The sequence below is a fragment of the Streptomyces sp. NPDC088194 genome (assembly GCF_040702025.1).
In the GTDB taxonomy this organism is placed as follows: domain Bacteria; phylum Actinomycetota; class Actinomycetes; order Streptomycetales; family Streptomycetaceae; genus Actinacidiphila.
Genome location: NZ_JBFBIV010000077.1, coordinates 23,357 through 41,994 on the forward strand (window position 1 = coordinate 23,357; position 18,638 = coordinate 41,994).

The following is an 18,638-nucleotide window of genomic DNA, read 5'->3' on the forward strand; positions in this document are numbered from 1 at the left end:
CGACCCGAGGACGCGCCCGTCGGACCTCCGACCGGCGCGTCCTCGTCGTCACCCGAGCCGGTGCCGCCCCTCCGCGCCGATCGCCGGCACCTCCGGCACGGCCGGGCCCGGGGCTGCCGCTCCGGTCAACTCCGGTCGGACGGCCGCTCGATGAGCCGGCCGGCGGGGTTCCGCAGGGCTCGGGCGGGGCCGGCGGCCGGGGCGCCCGCGGCCGTTCCCTCGCCGGGACCGGCGGCGACCAGCCGGCCGCGCAGGTAGGTGGCGCGGACCACGCCGTGCAGGGTGCGGCCGGCGTACGCGGTGATCGGGTTGCGGTGGTGCAGCCGGGCCGGGTCGACGGTGAAGGTCCGCTCCGGGTCCAGCACGGTGAAGTCGGCGTCGCGGCCGACGGCGATCGCGCCCTTGACCGCGTCGAGGCCGGCCAGCCGGGCCGGTCCCGCCGACATCCAGCCGGCCACGTCGGAGAGCGTGTGCCCGCGGCGGCGGGCCTCGGTCCACACGGCGGGCAGGCCGAGTTGGAGCGAGGAGATGCCGCCCCAGGCGGTGGCGAAGTCCCCGGTGTCCTTGTGCTTGAGGTCGATGGTGGAGGGCGAGTGGTCGGACACCACGCAGTCGATGACGCCGTCGGCGAGCGCCTGCCACAGCACGTCCTGGTTGGCGGCCTCCCTGATCGGCGGGCAGCACTTGAACTCCGTTGCCCCGTCCGGGACTTCCTCGGCGGTGAGGGTGAGGAAGTGCGGGCAGGTCTCGACCGTCAGCCGTACTCCGTCCCGCCGGGCGGCGGCGATCAGCGGCACCGCGCCCGCCGCGGACAGGTGCAGGATGTGCACCCGCGTGCCGCGCTCCGCGGCCAGTTCGATCAGCCCGGCGATGGCGCGTTCCTCGGCGGCCGGCGGCCGGGAGGCGAGGAAGTCGGCGTACTTCGGGCCGCCGCGCAGCGGGGCGCCCTCGATCAGCCGCGGGTCCTCGGCGTGCACGATCAGCAGGCCGTCGAAGCGCGCCAACTCGTCCATCGCCTCGACGAGTCGGGCCCGGTCCAGGTGCGGGAACTCGTCCACGCCGGAGGGCAGCAGGAAGCACTTGAAGCCGAAGACGCCCGCGTCGTGCAGGGCCTTGAGGTCGGCGGTGTTGCCGGGTACCGCGCCGCCCCAGAAGCCGGTGTCGGTGTGCACCCGGCCGCGGGCGGCGGCGCGCTTGACGTCGAGGTGCGCGGCCGTGGTGGTGGGCGGCACGCTGTTGAGCGGCATGTCCACGACGGTGGTGATGCCGCCGGCCACGGCGGCCGCGGTGGCGGTGGCGAAGCCCTCCCACTCCGCGCGGCCGGGGTCGTTGATGTGCACGTGGGTGTCGACCAGACCGGGCAGCAGCACGTCGTCGCCGAGGTCGGTGCACCGGGCGCCCGGTGGCAGCGGCGCGTCGTACGGCAGCACCGCGGTGATCGTGCCGGCCGCGAGGACCACCGCCGCGGGCCGCTCGCCCTCCGGGGTCACGACGCGCGTCGAACGCAGCACCTGCTCCTCCACCACACGGCCTCCGTCATCGAGAATTTCAACGTTCTGTTGACGGCCATGGTGGGTATCGTTCCCCGGGACGTCAAGGGCGGTAGGATTCCACAGAGCGAAAACCACCTTCCGCCAGCGGCGGGTGCCGGGGTGCCGCTCCGGTCCGGACCGGCCGCGCCGGAGCGTCCGGGCGGCCCGCCGCGAGGGTCCACCACGAACGAGGGGAACGTACGTGCCTGCTGACCGCACCGGAGGCGTCCAGTCGCTTGAACGCGCCTTCGACCTGCTGGAGCGGATGGCCGACGCGGGTGGCGAGGTCGGGCTGAGCGAACTGTCGGCCAGCAGCGGGCTGCCGCTGCCGACCATCCACCGCCTGATGCGCACCCTGGTGGACTGCGGCTACGTCCGCCAGCAGCCGAACCGGCGGTACGCCCTCGGGCCCCGGCTGATCAGGCTCGGCGAGAGCGCGTCCCGGCTGCTGGGCACCTGGGCCCGCCCGTACCTCGCGGAGCTCGTCGAGGCGACCGGCGAGACCGCGAACATGGCGCTGCTCGACGGCGACGAGGTGGTGTACGTCGCGCAGGTGCCCTCCCGGCACTCGATGCGGATGTTCACCGAGGTCGGGCGGCGGGTGCTGCCGCACTCCACCGGGGTCGGCAAGGCGCTGCTGGCGCAGGTCCCGCCGGAGCAGGTGCGGGCGCTGCTCGGGCGGACCGGGATGCCGGCGGCGACCGAGCACACCATCACCGACCCGGACGCGTTCCTCGCCGAACTCGACCGTATCCGGGGCCTGGGCTACGCCGTCGACGACAACGAGCAGGAGGCCGGGGTGCGTTGCCTCGCGGTCACCGTGCCCGACTCCCCCACCGCCGCGGCCATCTCCATCTCCGGTCCGGCCGGGCGGGTCACCGAAGCGGCCACCGACAAGATCGTGCCCGTACTCCAGGACGTGGCACGGCAGTTGGCGCGGGCGCTGGCGACCTGAGAGCGGACCGCGCCCGGCCGCCTGCCGGACGCGGGGTGACGGACCGCCTGCCGAGCGCGGGAGTGACGGACCACCCGCCCGACGCGGGGGCGACAGACCACCCACCGAGCACGGGGTGACAAACCACCAACCGAGCGCGGGGGTGACGGCCGCGGAATTCCGCGTCGGCGCCTCCGTCGTCAGGGGCGCGGCGGGGCGATCCGTTCGACGGCCTCGCGCAGCGCGTCGAGCGCTTCGGTCAGCGCGCTCACCGAGCCGATCGCCGCCACGACCAGCAGGAGCGAATGGCGTAACCGCTCGGAGTCCACCGAGCCGGGCGCCCGGTCCACGGCACCGGCCGCGCGGGCGAGTGCGTCGAGTTCGACCTCGGCGACGGCCCGGTCCGGCAACATCGGCCGGTACGTGATCAGTTCGCGGCGCATACGGCCGACCGCCTCCGCCAGATCCGCGCCCGGCCCGCTGCCGACCGCGGCTCCGCGCCCGTTCTCGAGCACGTGCGACTCCCCCACCACCACGGACAACCCACCCTCGCGTCGGACTCCACCCGGGCGCTTCCCCGCCACGGCTCGCCCCGGGGCGGATCAGTTAACGCGACATCACCCTCGTCGCGCCACTCCGTCGGCGAAATTCGCGCGGATTCCGGTACCCGGCGCGGAACGCTCCGCCACCTCGTGCCACACCGTGAGGTCCAACACCGCGACCGGATGGGCGGCCTGACGGGTCGGCAGTTGACGGAACGTCACCAGCGCGGTGACCGTGCCGTCGACGGACCGCACGCACAGCCGCGCGCCCTCGCCGAGCGAGTCGGCGTTCACCGAGTTCACCCGGACCGCGTCGGACGACCGGCAGGCGGCGGCGGTCGCCGGGCTCGCCGCGGGGATCAGGGCGAGCGTGTCGCGGGAGCGGTCGGCGGTGAACGCGGCGGCGTCGCCGGTGAACCCGAAGTCCCCGCTGTACGTGCCGGAACTGACGGTAGGCGGGTCGCCGCGCAGTGACATTCCGTCGCCGGCGGGCAGGTGCAACTGCTGGTACACGAGGCCGGTCTCCGGCGGCGACCCGGTGGCGCCCCCGCCGGGCGGCTGCGACGTCGGCGAGGGCATCGTGGGCGAGGGCATCGCCGGTGCGGAGGGGGACGACGGCGAGGGCGACGACGGCTGCGGCGCCCCGGCCGCCGGCGGCTGGGCCCCCACGGTCGGCTTGCCGCCGCCGTCCCCCGAGGACAGCGCGACCGCGGCGGTCGCCACGACCGCGAACCCGGCGACCGCGGCCACCACGCCGACCGCCTTGCGCTTCTTCCTCGGCAGCGGCAGCGGCACATGGACGTACGGCGCCCGCGGCCACTGCTGGGGGTGCCAGAGGTATCCGCCGTGCTGCGGCGGACCCGGTGGGCCGAGCGGACCGGGCGGGCCCGGCACCTGCGCGTGGGCGTGCTCCGGCGGGCGGCCGGCCGGAGCGGGCCCGGGCCACGGCTCCTCGGCGCCGGGCGCAGGGGCAGGAGCAGGGGCAGGTGGGGCCTCCGGCGCGGGCCGGTGCGGGGGCTGCGGCGGGTGGGGCGGCGACACGGGCGCGGCCGGGTGCGCGGCGGGGGGCGCCGCCGCCGGCGGCTGCGCGAAGTGCGGCGGGGGGATGGCCGGGAGGATCGCGGCGAGCAGCGGGGCCGGCAGCCAGGAGACGGGGCGCGACTCGGGAGCGGCCTGCGCGCACATCGTGGTGATCTGCGCGAGGGAGGGTCGTAGCGCGGGGTCCTTGATGAGGCAGCGGGTGACGATCTCCCGTAGCTGGCCCGGGAGTTCGTTCAGATCGGGCTCGGCGTGCTGGACCCGGGAGCCGTCGCCGAAGGGTGCGGAGCCGATCGAGGCGTACGCCGCTATCTGGCCGAGCGCGAAGACGTCCGTGGCGGCCCGGGCCGGTTTGCCCGCGGCCTGCTCGGGCGAACGGAAGGCGGTCGCCTCACCGACCTCGGCCGGACCGGCCTCGCGTGCCGCCCCTTGCGCGGAAGCGCGTCCGGCATCCCCCGACTCCCCCGCGCCGCCCGCGCCTTCGGGCCCGTCCGTACCGGCCTCGCCCGTACCGTCGGCAGCGGAACCGGCGGCACCGGAACCGGCAGCACCGGAGGCGGCATCAGCGGAACCGGCGTCCACGCCGGCCACGTCCACGCTGCCCGCGTCGGCGTTCCCGGCCTCCTGCGCGACCCACGCCAGTCCGTGCCCCTTCACCCGGGGCCCGTCCCCCGCGAGCAGCACGTGCGCGGGCCGCAGCCCGCCGTGCACCACACCCGCGTGGTGCATCGCCTGCAACCCTTCGGCGAGCGCGGCGACCAGCCGCAGCACGACCCCGGTGGGCAGCGGTCCCGCGCCCTCGACGGCGGCGCGCAGCGACAGCGAGGGCACGTAGCCGCAGGCGATCCAGTACCGCTCGCCCTCCCGCCCGCTGCCGAGCACCGGCACCGCGCGGGGTCCGGGCACCCGGGCCGCGGCCTGCGCGTCGTGGTGGAAGCGGGACGCGAAGCCGTCGGCGGCGGTGAGTTCGGGGCGGATCACGGTGAGCGCGACCGGCTGCCCGCCCGGCTCGTACGCGAGGTAGGTGGTGCCGGCGGCACCCGGTCCGTCCGCGCCGAGGCGCGCGCCGATCCGGTGCCCGGAGACCGTCGCCGGATCGTCGCCGGCGAGCGGTGCGAAGACCGGGCCGCGGAAGTCCGGCCCGAGGTCCTGACCGAAGTCCGGACCGGTGTGCGCTGGCCCCATCAGTCCCCTCAGTCCCCGTTCCTCACCTGGCAACCGCCCCACCCGCAACACGGCCCGACGATACCGGAACACGCCACGCCGAAGGCGTCCTGTTCCAGTGCCGTGACACGCGCGGTATGCAGGAAGTATGAACTCTCATGGCGAGGTGGCCGGACTGCTGCTGGCGGCCGGTGGCGGTCGGCGGCTCGGCGGCCGGCCGAAGGCGCTGCTGGCCTACCGGGGGCGGCCCCTGGTGGAGCACGCGGTCGCGGTGCTGCGGGCGGGCGGCTGCGACCAGGTACACGTGGTACTGGGCGCGGCGGCGGAGGAGGTGCGCGAGCGCGCCGACCTGGCCGGCTGCGTGCTGGTGGACAACCCGCACTGGGCGGACGGCATGGGCTCCTCGCTGCGCGCCGGGCTCGCCTCGCTGGCCGCCTCGGCGCGGCTGCCGACCGCGGCGGTGATCGGACTGGTGGACCAGCCGGGGGTGCCGGGCGCGGCGGTGGCGCGGGTGATCGCGACGGCGCGGGAGGCCGACGACCTGCCGTCGGCGCTGGTCTCGGCGGTGTACGGCGGGCGGCGGGCGCACCCGGTGCTGTTCGGTGCGAGCCGCTGGGCGGGGGTGGCGTGCAGCGCGGGCGAGGACCGCGGCGCCCGGACGTATCTGCGCGAGCACGCCGAGCAGACCGTGCTCGTCGAGTGCGGGGACATCGGCGATCCCGCCGACATCGACACCCCCGCCGACCTGCGGCTTCTCGACTGAGGGGGGACGGCGCCGGGCGGCGGGCGCTCGGCTGCGCGAGGACGGTCCGGGGCGGCCCGACGGCGGGTCGACGGCGGGTCGAGGCAGCGGTCCGGTGCGTTCCGGCGGCGGCGCGGGCAGCGGGCGCGGGCGGCGGGACACCGGGCGGACCGCGATCCGACACTGCACGGCGTGCCACAAAACGTTGAACTTCCGCACAGCGAAAACTATGCTCCACCTTGCAGAAGCGAGCGCGCTCCGGCGCGCCCCGGCACCCCGTGCCACCCTTGCTCTACGGAGGAGTGACCCGCATGTCAGCAAGCGCGCCGTCCCCGGCCGTCGTCTCCGAGGCCGCCGGGCCCGTACCCCGCTCGGAGGAGGTGCTGACCCCCGAGGCCCTCACCTTCCTCGCCGAGCTCCACCGGCACTTCGCCGCCCGCCGCGACGAGTTGCTCGCCCTCCGCAAGGAGCGCCGCGCCGAGATCGCCCGCACCGCTGCCCTCGACTTCCTGCCGGAGACGGCGCACATCCGCGACGGCGACTGGCAGGTGGCGCCTGCCCCGGCCGCGTTGCAGGACCGCCGGGTGGAGATCACCGGCCCCACCGACCGCAAGATGACGATCAACGCGCTCAACTCCGGCGCCCGGATCTGGCTCGCCGACTTCGAGGACGCCTCCGCCCCCACCTGGGAGAACGTCATCGGCGGCCAGATCAACCTGATCGACGCCTACGAGCGCCGGATCGACTTCACCTCCCCGCAGGGCAAGAGCTACGCCCTGAAGGACGCGGCCGAACTGGCCACCGTCGTGGTGCGCCCGCGCGGCTGGCACCTCGGCGAGCGGCACCTGACCGTCGACGGCGAGCAGATCCCCGGCGGGCTGGTCGACTTCGGCCTGTACTTCTTCCACAACGCCCAGCGCCTGCTGGACCTCGGCAAGGGCCCGTACTTCTACCTGCCGAAGACCGAGTCGCACCTCGAAGCCCGGCTGTGGAACGACGTGTTCGTCTTCGCCCAGGACTACGTCGGCATCCCGCGCGGCACCGTCCGCGCCACCGTGCTGATCGAGACCATCACCGCCGCCTACGAGATGGAGGAGATCCTCTACGAGCTGCGCGAGCACGCCTCCGGGCTCAACGCGGGCCGCTGGGACTACCTGTTCTCGATCGTGAAGAACTTCCGGGACGGCGGCGCGCGGTTCGTGCTGCCGGACCGCAACGCGGTGACGATGACCGCGCCGTTCATGCGCGCCTACACCGAACTGCTGGTGCGCACCTGCCACAAGCGCGGCGCGCACGCGATCGGCGGCATGGCGGCGTTCATCCCGTCCCGGCGCGACCCCGAGGTCAACAAGGTGGCCTTCGAGAAGGTCAAGGCGGACAAGGACCGCGAGGCCGCCGACGGCTTCGACGGCTCCTGGGTGGCCCACCCCGACCTGGTGCCGATCGCCCGCGCCTCCTTCGACGCGGTGCTGGGCGACCGGCCGCACCAGAAGGACCGGCTGCGCGAGGACGTGCACGTCACCGCCGCCGAACTCATCGACATCGCCTCGCTCGACGCCCGCCCGACCTACGAGGGCCTGCGCAACGCGGTCCAGGTCGGCATCCGCTACATCGAGGCGTGGCTGCGCGGTTCGGGCGCGGTGGCGATCTTCAACCTGATGGAGGACGCGGCCACCGCGGAGATCTCCCGCTCGCAGATCTGGCAGTGGACCAACACCGGGGTCGTCTTCGACAACGGCGAGAAGGCCACCCCCGAGCTGGCCCGCCAGGTCGCCGCCGACGAACTCCTCGCGATCCGGGACGAGATCGGCGAGGACGCCTTCGCCGCCGGGAAGTGGGCCGAGGCGCACGACCTGCTGATCCGCACCGCGCTCGACACGGAGTACGTCGACTTCCTGACCCTGCCCGCCTACCAGCGGCTGGTCGGGTAGACGCGTGCCGAACCCGGAGGTGCGCGACACGAGGGAAGGACGCGACACGGTGGAGATACGCGACGCGACGGCCGCGGACTGGCCGCTGATCTGGCCGTTCCTGCACGGGATCTGCGCGCGGGGCGAGACGTTCAGCTACCCGGTGGACCTCACCGAGGAGGTGGGCCGCGGCTACTGGATGCTCACGCCGCCCGGCCGTACGGTCGTGGCCGTCGCCGGGTCGGGCGCGGTCCTCGGCACCGCGAAGATGAACCCGAACCAGATGGGGAACGCGGCCCACGTCGCCAGTGCCAGCTTCATGGTCGACCCGGAGCACTCCGGGCGGGGCGTGGGGCGGGCGCTGTGCGAGGAGGCGCTGGCCTGGGCGGCGGCGGCCGGCTACCGCGGGATGCAGTTCAACGCGGTGGTGGCGTCCAACACCCCCGCGGTGCGGCTCTACCGGTCGCTGGGTTTCGAGGTCATCGGCACCGTGCCCGAGGGCTTCCGGCACCTGCGGCTGGGCTACGTGGGGCTGCACATCATGTACAAGTCGCTGGAGCCGTAAGGAGGTTGGGCGCTCACGGCCGCCGGCCGGGCGGCCCGCACCCCGGGCCGGCTCACGGCACAGGCCGGCTCACGGCACAGGCCGGCTCACGGCACAGGCCGGCTCACGGCACAGCGCCCCCGGGCACCGGCGATCCGGATCGGATCTCCGGGCCCGGGGGCGCTGTCGCCGGGGCCTGTTCAGGACAGGGCCCGGCCACCGGTCGGGGGCCGTCCCTCCCCGACCGGTCGTCTTCACCGGTGCCGGCCGCCATGGCGCCGCGACCCGCGCGGCGCGGCGCCGACCGGCCGAACCGCCGGGGCGGTCAGGCCAGTCCGGCGATGTGTGCGAGGCGGCGGGCCTCGCTGCGGGTCAGCTTCGCGATGGCGTCCTCGTCGACCCGGGTGAGCCGGCCGTCCTCCACCACCGGGCGGCCGCCCACCAGCGAGAGGGTGACCGGGGCCGCCGCGCCGAAGACCAGCGCCGCGACCGGGTCGGCGATGGACGCGTGCCCGATGCCGTCGAGCTTCCACAGCACCAGGTCGGCGAGCTTGCCGGCCTCCAGGGAGCCGATCTCCGTTGCCCGGCCCAGTACTTGGGCGCCGCCGTAGGTGCCCAGCCGCAGCGCCTGCCGGGCGTTGAGCGCCTTCTCGCCGCCGCCGAGCCGGTTGATCAGCAGCGCGTTGCGCAGTTCGGTGTGCAGCTCGCCGGACTCGTTGGAGGCGGTGCCGTCCACGCCGAGGCCGACCGGGACGCCCGCGGCGAGCATGTCCGGCACCCGCGCGATCCCGGCGGCCAGCCGGGCGTTGGAGGACGGGCAGTGCGCCACTCCGGTGCCGGTGCGGGCGAAGGCGGCGATGTCGGAGTCGTTCATGTGCACGCAGTGCGCCATCCACACGTCGTCGCCGAGCCAGCCGGTGGACTCGAAGTAGTCCGTCGGGCCCATGCCGAACAGCTCGTGGCAGAACTTCTCCTCCTCCACGGTCTCGCTGCCGTGGGTGTGCAGCCGCACCCCCTTGCGGCGGGCCAACCGGGCCGCCTCCCGCATCAGTTCGGTGGAGACGGAGAACGGCGAGCAGGGCGCGGCAGCGATCTGCAGCATCGAGCCGAAGGACGCGTCGTGGTGGGTGTCGATCGCGGCCTCGGTGGCCAGCAGCGCCTCCTCGGTGCTCTCCACCGCGAAGTCCGGCGGCAGCCCGCCGTCGGACGTGCCGCGGTCCATCGAGCCGCGGGCGGCGGTGAAGCGCACGCCGAGGTCGGCCGCGGCCCGGATCTCGGCGCCGAGCAGGTCGCCGGCGCCGCGCGGGAAGACGTAGTGGTGGTCCATCGCGGTGGTGACACCGCCGCGGACCATCATCGCCAGCGATCCCGACGCGGCGGTGTGCACCATGGGTTCGTCGATCCGGGCCCAGGTCGGGTACAGCTCGACCAGCCAGTTGAACAGGTTGCTGTCCTGGGCCAGGCCGCGGGTGAGCCACTGGTAGAAGTGGTGGTGGGTGTTGACCAGGCCGGGGGTGGCCAGGTGCCCGGTGCCGTCGATCCGGCGGGCGACGTCGGCGAGTCCGGCGGGCGCGGGTCCTGCGCCGACCGACTCGATGACGCCGCCGGCCACGACGACGTGCCCGGAGTCGTACTCGGTGCCGTCGGCGTCGACGGTGGCGATCGCGCAGTTCTCGATCACCAGGCGCGGGGCCGGCCGCGCGGGGTCCTGCTCGGTCATGGTGTCCGCCTCTCTCAGTCCGTCACCGGGATCGCGGCTTCGGCGCCCTCGCGCAGCACGGTGCCCTCGATGAGGCCGTACGGGCGGTCGGCGGCGTAGTAGACCTCGTTGTCGTTCTTCAGGCCGAACGGTTCGAGGTCGACCAGGAAGTGGTGCTTGTTCGGCAGCGACAGCCGTATCTCGTCCACGCCCGGCGTGTGCTCGATGACCCGCGCGCCCATGCTGTACAGGGTCTGCTGGAGCGAGAGCGAGTACGTCTCCGCGAACGCGGCCAGCAGGTGGCCGCGGACCCGCGCGTACTCCTCCTCCCAGGCCGGCGCGGGCTGGTCGTCGCCGCTCCAGGCGAACCGCCAGCGGGCGTTGACCTCGGTGGCGAGGATGCGGTCGTAGGTCTCCTTCAGGGTGGTGTAGTCGTCCTTGACGTAGCCCCAGAACTCGGAGTCGGTCGAGTTGAGCACCACCATGTCCTTCAGGCCGGAGATCACCTGCCAGCGCTCGCCGTCGTAGCCGACCTCGGTGGTGCGGGTCTCGCGGGCGTCGCGGACGAAGGAGTGGCCGCGCTCCGGCGGGCCGATCCGGTCCCAGGAGTACTCCTCGACGCGGATGCGGGCCCGGTGGATCGAGTCCTGGCTGCTGACGAAGTGCCGGGCCAGGTGGATCGCGAAGGTCTCCGCGGACTCGACGCCGTGCTTCTGCGCGAAGGCGTAGACGGTGTTCTTGGTGGCGTCGGTGGTCAGCACGTTGGCGTTGGAGCCGGAGAGGTGGACGGCGTCCATGGCGCCGGACAGCGCCACCGACACGTTGAGGTCCTTCAGGTGGTGGGTGTCCCCGTCGCGGACCACCCGGACCACCCGGACCTCGGCCTTGCCGTACTGGTTCTGGCCAAGGCGGGTGAGGCGGGCAGGGCTTGTCTCTGCGGTCATCGCTAGCTCCCTCGGTATACGGAGTAGCCGAACGGATTGAGCAGCAGCGGTACGTGATAGTGCTCGCCGGGTGCGACCGCGAAGACGATCGCCACCTCCGGGAAGAACACTCCGCTGTCCCTTGGACCGGCTCGGTCCACGCGGGGGGCGTCCTGCTGGGCCTCGGCTTGGTGGGTGAGGTAGGGCTCCACGGCGAAGCGGAGCCGTACGTGCGTGGTGTGCTCGGGCGGGTCGGGCAGGTCCTTGCAGCGGCCGTCGGCGTCGGTGGCCGAGGCGCCGTGCGCGCTCCAGGGCGCGTCGGGCCCGGTCCTGACGGACAGTTCGACGCCGACGCCGGCCGCGGGGCGCCCGACGCTGGTGTCGAGGATGTGGGTGGACACCGAGACGGGGTGCCGCGGGGCGGCCGGGCCGGTCCCGTCCGCCGCCGCGCCGGGCGGGCCTGCCGGGGTCGCCGGGTCCTGCGCTGCCGTCATGCCGGGTCCTCCTCGGTGCGGCGGGTGAGCCTGATCCGGTTGATCTTTCCCAGTTCGGCACGGACGATCTCGCGTTCGGTGTCCGGGTCGTTGCCGATCCGCTCCTTGAGGGCGGCCAGCATCTGCGCCCCGGTCAGGCCGGTGGCGCAGATCAGGAAGACATGGCCGTGGGCGTCCTGGTAGGCGAGGTTGAGCCGGAGGAGTTCGGCCCGCTCGCTGTCGCCGACCCCGCGCTGCTCGCGCGCCGACGTCGGGTCGCCCGGGGTGGGGCGGCCGATCGGCGGATGGCCGGACATCGCCTCGCCGAGGTCGGCGGCGGTGAGCGCCGCCATCGCATCGTCGCTCGCCGCGAGCAGGTCGTCGAGGCGGGCGTACGGCCGTCCGGCGGACACCGCCGCGCCCCAGGCCCGGCTGGCGCACACGTCGTGCAGCAGGTCGGCGGCGGCGCGGTCGGGGGCCGCGTTGAACCGGGCCAGGCCCGGCGAAGCGCTGGTTGTCACCCCCGCAAGCTACGAGCCGCCGCGCGCGGACGTCAACAGTTTGTTGAAAAACTTCTGGCCGCGAACACGGCTCGCAGCGCGGTCACTTCGGGTCGCGGGCCGCGTTCTCCCTGTTCAGGTAGTTGTACACGGTGAAACGGCTGACCCCGAGGGCCGACGCGACGGTCTCCACGCCGTGTCGCACCGAGAACGCGCCGCGCTCCTCCAGGATGCGCACCACGGTCTGCTTCTCCTTGCGGCCCAGCTCGGCGAGCGGGCCGTGCCGGCGGCGCAGGTCGGCGAGCAGGTGGTCGAGCGAGTCGGCCAGATGCGGCAGCCGCACCGCGACCGCCGGCTCGCCCTCCCAGCTCAGCACCACGTCGTCGCCGCGGGCCTGGTCGGGCGGCAGCGCCCGCCCGCCCATCGCGTCCACCAGCGGCTGCACGGCGGCGACGAAGGCGTGCCGCTGCGCGTCGCCGCTCACCGCGGCTCCTCGCCGAGCACGCTGACCTGGAGCGAGATACGGGTGGCACCGGCCGCCGCGGTACGGCGCAGCAGCTCCGCGACCGCCTCGACCACCGCGTCCTCGGTGCCCTCGGCGGTGTTGCCGAACGGGCCGACGTCGATCGCCTCCAGCGTCCCGGCCCCCAGCACCTCACGCGCCGCCAACGCGTGTGCGGGCGGCTCCTCCAGGTCGAACGGCTCGGTGGTGAACTCCAGCCTCATTCTCACGACGGCCCCCACGGTGGCTGCGGCTTCTTCTGCCCTCCACCGCGGAGGGCGACTCGCAGGCGACCTTAACCGACCTGGGGTCCGCCGTCCGGCCCGGCGAGGTGGGCCGCCGCGGCGACCGCCATCGCCCGGATGCCGGTCACCAGCGTCAACCGGGCGTGCGGGCGGAAGCGGGCGGAGTGGTTGCCCGGCACTTCCGCCAGCCGGCGCTCGGCGCTGTCGCCGGCCGCCGCCCACTGGCCGGGCCCGACGCTGCCGAGCATCCAGTAGCCGGTCGCGACGCCGGCCACGCCGTGCAGATCGACGCCCGCCGCGCCCAGCAGCGGGAAGTCCTCGGTCGCCGTCGACGGCTGCCAGCGCGCGACCCGGCCGGCGCCGAAGGCCGCCTCGTGCGCCTGCCGCAGCCGCGCGGCCACGCCCGGGTCGCTCGCGGTCACCGCCGACCCGGACAGCTCCCGGAGCTCCGGCGGCCGCTCGGCCCCCGCGGCGGCGGCCTCGGCATGCGCCATCCGGGTCACGGCCGCCAGGGCGCGATCCAGGGTGGCCGGGGCGAAGGCCCGCAGGGTGACCTCCATCGTGGCCCGGTCCGGGATGACGTTCCCGGCGCCGCCCGCGTGCAGCGCGCCCACGGTGAGCACCAGCGGCTCGCCCGGGCCGGTCTCGCGGGACACCACCGTCTGGAGCCGCCCGACCAGCGCCGCAGCGGCCACCACCGGGTCCACCGCCAGCTGGGGCGCCCCCGCGTGCCCGCCGCGTCCGTGCAAGACGATCTCCACCGTGCGGCTCGCCGCCAGCAGCGGCCCGTCGCCGTGCGCCACCATCCCGGCGGGCAGCGGCACCGTGTGCTGCGCCAGCACCACGCCGGGGGCGGGGAAGCGCTCGTAGAGACCGTCGGTGAGCATCGCGGCGGCGCCGGTCAGCGTCTCCTCCGCGGGCTGGCCGACCACCACCAGGGTGCCGCGCCACCGGTCGGCGGCCTCGGCGAGCACCGTGGCCGCGCCCGCCGCGCACGCCAGGTGCGCGTCGTGCCCGCAGGCGTGCATCGCCGGGGCCGGATCGCCCACCGTGCTCGCGTACGGCAGCCCGGTCTCCTCGCGCAGCGGCAGCGCGTCCAGTTCGGCCCGCACCAGCACCACCGGGCCCGGGCCGTTGCGCAGCACCCCGACCACGCCGTGCCCGCCGACCCCCGGGGTGACGTCGTACCCCGCGCCGGACAGCCAGCGCGCGAAGCGGTCGGCGGTGCGCCGCTCGGCGCCGGACAGCTCGGGGTGGCGGTGCACGTCGGCGTAGAACCCGGCGGCCGGCCCGAGCACGTGCGCGGTGGCCTCCTCGAACGTCTCCTGCGGGCTCAAGTGGCTCTCCTCGCACGGCAGTCGGGCGCTACGGCGGAGCGGACGGCGGGCAGCACGCAGGTGGGCAGCCGGCCGGTGGGCAGCCGGCCGGCGGGCAACGGGCCGGTGGGCAACGGTCCGGCGGACCTTGCGGCGGGGGCCGGTTCGGGGCGTGCCAGCGAAGTGACAGCGGTCGGCGGGCGGTTCCGCCAGTGGACGCGCGTAGAAAGGACGCTGCGGCCGCCACGTGGCCGGGCCCGCTGTCGACGAGAAGGAGTCACCATGGTTGACATCTCCAAGCTGGACACGCCGCTCGCCTCCCTTGCCCAGGAGATCCTGGAGCTGGAGTCCGAGACGTTCGAGATCACCGACTACTCCGACGCGAGCGAGGTCATGCTGGGCTCCTCCACGAGCTGCTCCAGCACCAGCACCTGCTCCAGCACCACCAGCACCACCAGCTGCACCGCCTGATCGTCGGGGCCGACACGGGGTCCGCGCGCCGGGAACACCGGCCCGCGGGCCCTTCCGCATGATTCGGTTGCCGCGCAGTCACGTCACGGCCCCAGCCGTCCTGGCGGCCCCGACGCTCCCGACAGCCCTACGGGAACGGGTGCGGCACGGCGCGCACCTCCTCCTCCGCCAGGTCGCCGTCGCGCATCCCCGCCCGGCGCTGGGCGGTCCGCAGCCGCGGCATGGTCAGCGCCCGCTGCCGGGTCCAGCCGAAGTCGATCGGCAGCAGCCCGGGCGCGATCGTGCAGACCGTGCGCAGGCCCAACCTCCGCTGCTCCGCGGTGGTCTGGTCGACCACGATCACGTCGGACCCGGCCGCGGCCAGTTCGCCGGTGCACCACAGGACGTCCTCCCGCAGGTCGAGGCCGCGTGGCCGGCGCCGTTCCCAGCCGTCGTAGGTCTCGGCGAACGTCCTGGTCACCGGCGGCTCCAGGTAGCCGCGCACGTGCTCGCGCATCCGCGGCAGCCCGAACAGCGCGGCGTGGTCGGGAAGTCGGCGCACCAGCGTGAAGTCCTCGGCCATCGCGGCCAGTTCGGCCGGCCGCTCGGCGACCTGGCGGGGCAGGTGCGGCAGGTAGGTGAGGATCTCCGAGACCGCCGACTCCACCGAGGCGAGCGGGTCGAGGGCGGCCCCCGCGGCGAACGCGAACGTGCCGGGCCCGCCGTCGCGCCGCACCGCGAGCCCGGTGGCGACCGGCACCGGCAGGTCGATCCGGTTGTCGTAGACGTGCACGTCGTAGCCGCACAGGGCGGCCCGGTCGATCATCGCGCGCAGCACCCGGCTGTCGCACGACGCGAGGTCGATCTCCGGCAGCGGCGCGTTGCCGTACCAGCCGAGCAGGAAGGCGTCGCGCTCGATGAGTTCGAGCAGTCCGAAGAGGATCGCCTCCTCCAGGCAGCTTCCGATCGCGCAGCCGTTGGAGCACTCGTAGACGAAGTCGTCGGCGGCGGTGCCCGCGCTGTAGTACGCCAGCCGGGCCGGCACCAGCACGGGCCGGTCGTCGCGCAGCGAGTGGCCGTACACCCACGGGATCGGCCGGCCCGGGTCGAAGGGGTGCACCATCGGGTCGTCGCGGTAGGTCCGCGGCGCGTACAGGCCGCAGTTGCGCGGGTCCAGGGCCGGCTCGCCGCGTGCGGCGAGGTCGTCGAGGGACGCGACGCGCGGCGCCGTACGGTCCCGGCGGTGGGTGCCCGCGTACCGCTCCAGGCCCTCCAGGAAGGCGAGTTCACGGCTGGCCGCGAAGGAGTTGGCCTGGCCGCTCCAGGTCACGTCGGTCAGTCCGGCGTAGCCGCGCATGAAGACCGAGCCCGCGACGGGGGCGGTGGTCGGCGAGGTCACGTCGTTCCAGGTGCCGGCGCCGAGCACCCCGCAGACCGGGTTGGCCAGCGCCTCGGTCGGCAGGGCGTACGACTCCGGGGTGCGCAGCCGGTACCGGTCGGCGGCGGGCTTCGGCCGCGGTGAGATCCCCGAACCGCCCCGCTCGCCGGGGTGGGGGGACGACGCCGGTCCGTGGTGGGCGCACAGCGGGTCGGCGAGCAGCGGCACCGTGTGCGGGCGGCCGGTCTCCAGGTCGTGCCGGGTGACCCGGGCCAGACCGTCGGCATGGGGCGGCCTGGGGGTGGCGACCGCCCACACGTACAGCGCCCACACGGCGTCGACGGTGCAGTCCGGGAGCACCGGCCAGCGGCCCGCCGCGGTCAGGCCGCTCCGCCCGGCCTCCAGCGCCTCCCGCTCGGTCCGGGTGCGCAGCCGCTGCCAGCGCACGGCGAGGCAGCAGCCGCAGGCGCCGTCACCGCCGGGCCGAGGTTCGCCGGCGTGCGGCGCGGTGGCATCCGGCCCCGCGCCCCAGGGGCCGACCAGCACCGCGTCCGGGGCCAGGTGCACCGTCGCCGCGGCCCGGCGCCGGGCCTGCTCGGGCGGTTCGGGGTCGGGCCGCAGCAGGTCGTGGCCGCCGATGACGGCCACCGCGGGCGCGGGCAGCCCGGCAGCGGCGGCGCGTGCCGCCAACTGCCGTTCCAGTTCCCGCCCGGCTGCTTCGATGCCCGGGGCTGCGGCCCACGCGGCGGCGGGGAGTGCTGCGGTCGGGGCGGTCATGTCCGGTTGCTCCAACGGAAGACGCGGGCCGCGATCAGCCCGAACAGGACGGTGAATCCGATCAGGCCCGCGCAGTCCAGGGCGTAGCGGCCGAGCCCGTCGCGGCCGGCGAGCACGTCGGTCAGCCCGTGGTCGAGGAAGCGCAGCGGCAGCACCCAGGAGAACGCCTGTATCCAGCCCGGCAGCAGGTCCGCCGGATAGAACGCGCCGGACAGGAACGCCATCGGCACCATCACGAAGTTCGCGATCGCCGCGACCGCCTCCGGGGTGTTGGCGAGGCTGCCCACCACCAGGCCGAGCGCGAGGAACGCGGCCACGCCGAGCACCAGCAGGGGCAGCGCCAGCGGCCAGTCGCCCGCCAGGTGCAGCCCGAACACCGGCAGCACCGCCACCGCCGTGAACAGCACCGCCTGGCACAGCCCCACTCCGACCGCGACCGCGAACCGCGACCCGAGCACCGTGGGAAGCGGGGTCGGGGTGCGCCACACCAGCCGCAGGATGTCGTCGCGCCGCCAGTGCATCAGCGCGAACGCGGGCCCGAACAGGGCCGCGTTGCCGACGCCCCACGACAGCACGCCCGGCGCCACGTAGTTGATGTACGGCAGTCCGCCGTCGACCTTCTGGCCGCGGAAGAGCAGCCCGAACACCGCCAGGAAGACCAGCGGGAAGGCGAAGGTGAAGAAGACCGTGGTCCGGTCGCGGACGGAGGCGAGGAACGCGGCTCTGGTCAGCGCGGCATAGGCGGTGCTGCGGGTGCCGCGCGTGCTGCCGCCGGGGGTGGGGCCGGGGGTGGGGCCCTTCGAGGTGCTCGGGTCGGTGGGGTCCTTGAGGTCGGCGGACTCGTCCGGGTCGGTGGGGGTGCTCGGTGTGCTCGGTGTGCTCGGGGTCGTGGCGGTCATCTGCCCAGCTCCGTTCCGGCTCCGGTCAGCCGCAGGTAGGCGTCTTCGAGGGTCGCGGTCCTGGTCCGGATCGCGTCCATGTCCACGAAGGCGCCGACCGCGACCAGCACCCGGTTGGCCACGCGGGTCTCGATCACCACCTCGCCGCCCTCCACCAGCACCCGGTCCACGCCCTCGATGGCGCGGGCCTGGTCCGGGGTGATCCGGTCGGCGGGCACCAGCAGCCGGGCCGGCGCCGCGAGCGACCGGACCAGGGCGGCGGGGGTGTCCAGCGCGGCCACCCGCCCGCCCGCGATGATCGCCACCCGGTCGCACAGCGCCTCGGCCTCGTCCAGGTAGTGCGTGGTGTAAACGATGGTGCGGCCCTGGCCGCGCAGTTCGCGCAGCAGCCCCCACAGCGACCTGCGGGCCTCCGGGTCCAGCGCGGCGGTCGGCTCGTCCAGGAAGATCAGCTCGGGGTCGTGCACCAGCGCGGTGGCCAGGGCGAGCCGCTGCCGCTGGCCGCCGGACAGGTCGTCGACCCGGCTGCGGGCCTTGGCCGCCAGCCCCACCGACTCGATGGCCCGGCCGGCCGCCGACCGTTCCAGGCCGTGCAGCGCGGCCACGGTCTCCAGGTGCTCGACCGCGGTCAGCCGGGTGAAGAACGCGGAGGTCTGCGTCTGTACGCCGATCCGCCGCAGCAGCGCGGTGCTGCGCGGCCAGGGCGACCGGCCGAGCACCTCGACGGTGCCCGCGTCGGCCTTCCGCATGCCCTCCACGATCTCCACCAGCGTGGTCTTCCCGGCGCCGTTCGGCCCGAGAATCCCGAAGAACTCGCCGTGGCCCACCGTCAGCGACACCCCGTCCAGGGCACGCACCCCGTCGTAGCTCTTCGTCACACCGTCCAGCACCACAGCGGGTGGTGACGGGTCGTCGGCTCTGTTCATACGGCCTTTCTCTCGCGTCTGCGGGGCGGGTACGGGGCTGCTGGGTCCGCCGTCCGGGCCGGGCCGGGCGGGCGCCGCGGCGGCCGGCGCCGAAGGGCCGCCCGGGTCGGGGTCGGCAGCGGTCCGCGTGGCGGACGCGCGCCT

The 18,638-nt window shown here is 74.9% G+C and carries 18 protein-coding genes; 5 read left to right on the forward strand and 13 right to left on the reverse strand.

The features are described 5' to 3' along the window. Positions 1 to 125: 125 nt before the first annotated feature. Positions 126 to 1,526, reverse strand: a complete 1,401-nt coding sequence (allB, locus tag AB0399_RS31255) for an allantoinase AllB (protein ID WP_366413613.1) — start codon at positions 1,524 to 1,526, stop codon at positions 126 to 128. A gap of 208 nt (positions 1,527 to 1,734) precedes the next feature. On the opposite strand from allB, the gene AB0399_RS31260 reads away from it, so the two are divergent. Further along, a complete protein-coding gene (locus AB0399_RS31260) occupies positions 1,735 to 2,487 on the forward strand; it encodes an IclR family transcriptional regulator (RefSeq protein WP_328470917.1) in 753 nt (250 codons plus the stop codon). A 179-nt stretch (positions 2,488 to 2,666) separates the two neighbouring features. Here AB0399_RS31260 and AB0399_RS31265 read toward each other — a convergent pair whose 3' ends face one another. Then, positions 2,667 to 2,981 carry a DUF5955 family protein gene (locus AB0399_RS31265; RefSeq protein WP_329363590.1) on the reverse strand — a complete coding sequence of 105 codons (315 nt, stop codon included), beginning with the start codon at positions 2,979 to 2,981 and terminating at the stop codon, positions 2,667 to 2,669. A gap of 102 nt (positions 2,982 to 3,083) precedes the next feature. After that, a complete protein-coding gene (locus tag AB0399_RS31270; protein ID WP_366413614.1) occupies positions 3,084 to 5,231 on the reverse strand; it encodes a hypothetical protein in 2,148 nt (715 codons plus the stop codon). Positions 5,232 to 5,358: 127 nt separating this feature from the next. Here AB0399_RS31270 and AB0399_RS31275 point away from each other — a divergent pair, with 127 nt between their 5' ends. The 3 genes from AB0399_RS31275 to AB0399_RS31285 all read left to right on the forward strand — a co-directional run bounded on the left by AB0399_RS31275 (position 5,359) and on the right by AB0399_RS31285 (position 8,427). Continuing rightward, on the forward strand, positions 5,359 to 5,973 hold the full coding sequence (locus AB0399_RS31275) for a nucleotidyltransferase family protein (protein WP_366413615.1): 615 nt from the start codon (positions 5,359 to 5,361) through the stop codon (positions 5,971 to 5,973). A 290-nt stretch (positions 5,974 to 6,263) separates the two neighbouring features. Beyond that, a complete protein-coding gene (aceB, locus tag AB0399_RS31280; protein WP_329363595.1) occupies positions 6,264 to 7,883 on the forward strand; it encodes a malate synthase A in 1,620 nt (539 codons plus the stop codon). Between the two features lie 49 nt (positions 7,884 to 7,932). Further along, complete coding sequence (locus AB0399_RS31285) at positions 7,933 to 8,427, forward strand: GNAT family N-acetyltransferase (protein WP_366413616.1); 495 nt, start codon at positions 7,933 to 7,935, stop codon at positions 8,425 to 8,427. 304 nt (positions 8,428 to 8,731) lie between these two features. On the opposite strand, the gene AB0399_RS31290 is transcribed toward AB0399_RS31285, so the two are convergent. From AB0399_RS31290 to AB0399_RS31320, 7 genes are all read right to left on the reverse strand, one after another. Further along, complete coding sequence (locus tag AB0399_RS31290; RefSeq protein WP_366413617.1) at positions 8,732 to 10,126, reverse strand: 8-oxoguanine deaminase; 1,395 nt, start codon at positions 10,124 to 10,126, stop codon at positions 8,732 to 8,734. 14 nt (positions 10,127 to 10,140) lie between these two features. Beyond that, positions 10,141 to 11,049, reverse strand: coding sequence for a factor-independent urate hydroxylase (pucL, locus tag AB0399_RS31295; RefSeq protein WP_329363599.1), 909 nt, complete (start codon positions 11,047 to 11,049; stop codon positions 10,141 to 10,143). Between the two features lie 2 nt (positions 11,050 to 11,051). After that, entirely contained in the window at positions 11,052 to 11,522 is a 471-nt protein-coding gene (gene uraH, locus AB0399_RS31300; RefSeq protein ID WP_366413618.1) for a hydroxyisourate hydrolase, read from the reverse strand. Next, positions 11,519 to 12,022: a 2-oxo-4-hydroxy-4-carboxy-5-ureidoimidazoline decarboxylase gene (gene uraD / locus AB0399_RS31305; RefSeq protein ID WP_329363603.1), complete on the reverse strand. Its 504-nt coding sequence runs from the start codon at positions 12,020 to 12,022 to the stop codon at positions 11,519 to 11,521. Before uraD ends, uraH begins: the two co-directional genes overlap by 4 nt. Positions 12,023 to 12,104: 82 nt before the next feature. Further along, entirely contained in the window at positions 12,105 to 12,425 is a 321-nt protein-coding gene (locus tag AB0399_RS31310) for a helix-turn-helix domain-containing protein (RefSeq protein ID WP_329373783.1), read from the reverse strand. 56 nt (positions 12,426 to 12,481) lie between these two features. Further along, complete coding sequence (locus tag AB0399_RS31315; protein WP_329363605.1) at positions 12,482 to 12,733, reverse strand: hypothetical protein; 252 nt, start codon at positions 12,731 to 12,733, stop codon at positions 12,482 to 12,484. A gap of 65 nt (positions 12,734 to 12,798) precedes the next feature. Continuing rightward, positions 12,799 to 14,046, reverse strand: coding sequence for an amidohydrolase (locus AB0399_RS31320; protein WP_366413624.1), 1,248 nt, complete (start codon positions 14,044 to 14,046; stop codon positions 12,799 to 12,801). Positions 14,047 to 14,346: 300 nt separating this feature from the next. Here AB0399_RS31320 and AB0399_RS31325 point away from each other — a divergent pair, with 300 nt between their 5' ends. Then, the gene (locus AB0399_RS31325) at positions 14,347 to 14,535 is read left to right on the forward strand and encodes a thiazolylpeptide-type bacteriocin (protein ID WP_366413619.1); all 189 of its coding nucleotides are present in this window, start codon (positions 14,347 to 14,349) and stop codon (positions 14,533 to 14,535) included. Between the two features lie 127 nt (positions 14,536 to 14,662). Here the strand turns inward: AB0399_RS31325 and AB0399_RS31330 are convergent, their stop codons facing one another. The 3 genes from AB0399_RS31330 to AB0399_RS31340 are packed head-to-tail and all read right to left on the reverse strand — an operon-like array spanning position 14,663 to position 18,494. Beyond that, positions 14,663 to 16,669 carry a TOMM precursor leader peptide-binding protein gene (locus tag AB0399_RS31330; RefSeq protein WP_366413620.1) on the reverse strand — a complete coding sequence of 669 codons (2,007 nt, stop codon included), beginning with the start codon at positions 16,667 to 16,669 and terminating at the stop codon, positions 14,663 to 14,665. Then, positions 16,666 to 17,568 (reverse strand): ABC transporter permease, encoded by a 903-nt coding sequence (locus AB0399_RS31335; protein WP_366413621.1) that lies wholly within the window; start codon positions 17,566 to 17,568, stop codon positions 16,666 to 16,668. Before AB0399_RS31335 ends, AB0399_RS31330 begins: the two co-directional genes overlap by 4 nt. Beyond that, complete coding sequence (locus tag AB0399_RS31340; protein WP_366413622.1) at positions 17,565 to 18,494, reverse strand: ABC transporter ATP-binding protein; 930 nt, start codon at positions 18,492 to 18,494, stop codon at positions 17,565 to 17,567. Before AB0399_RS31340 ends, AB0399_RS31335 begins: the two co-directional genes overlap by 4 nt. Between the last annotated feature and the right edge of the window lie 144 nt (positions 18,495 to 18,638).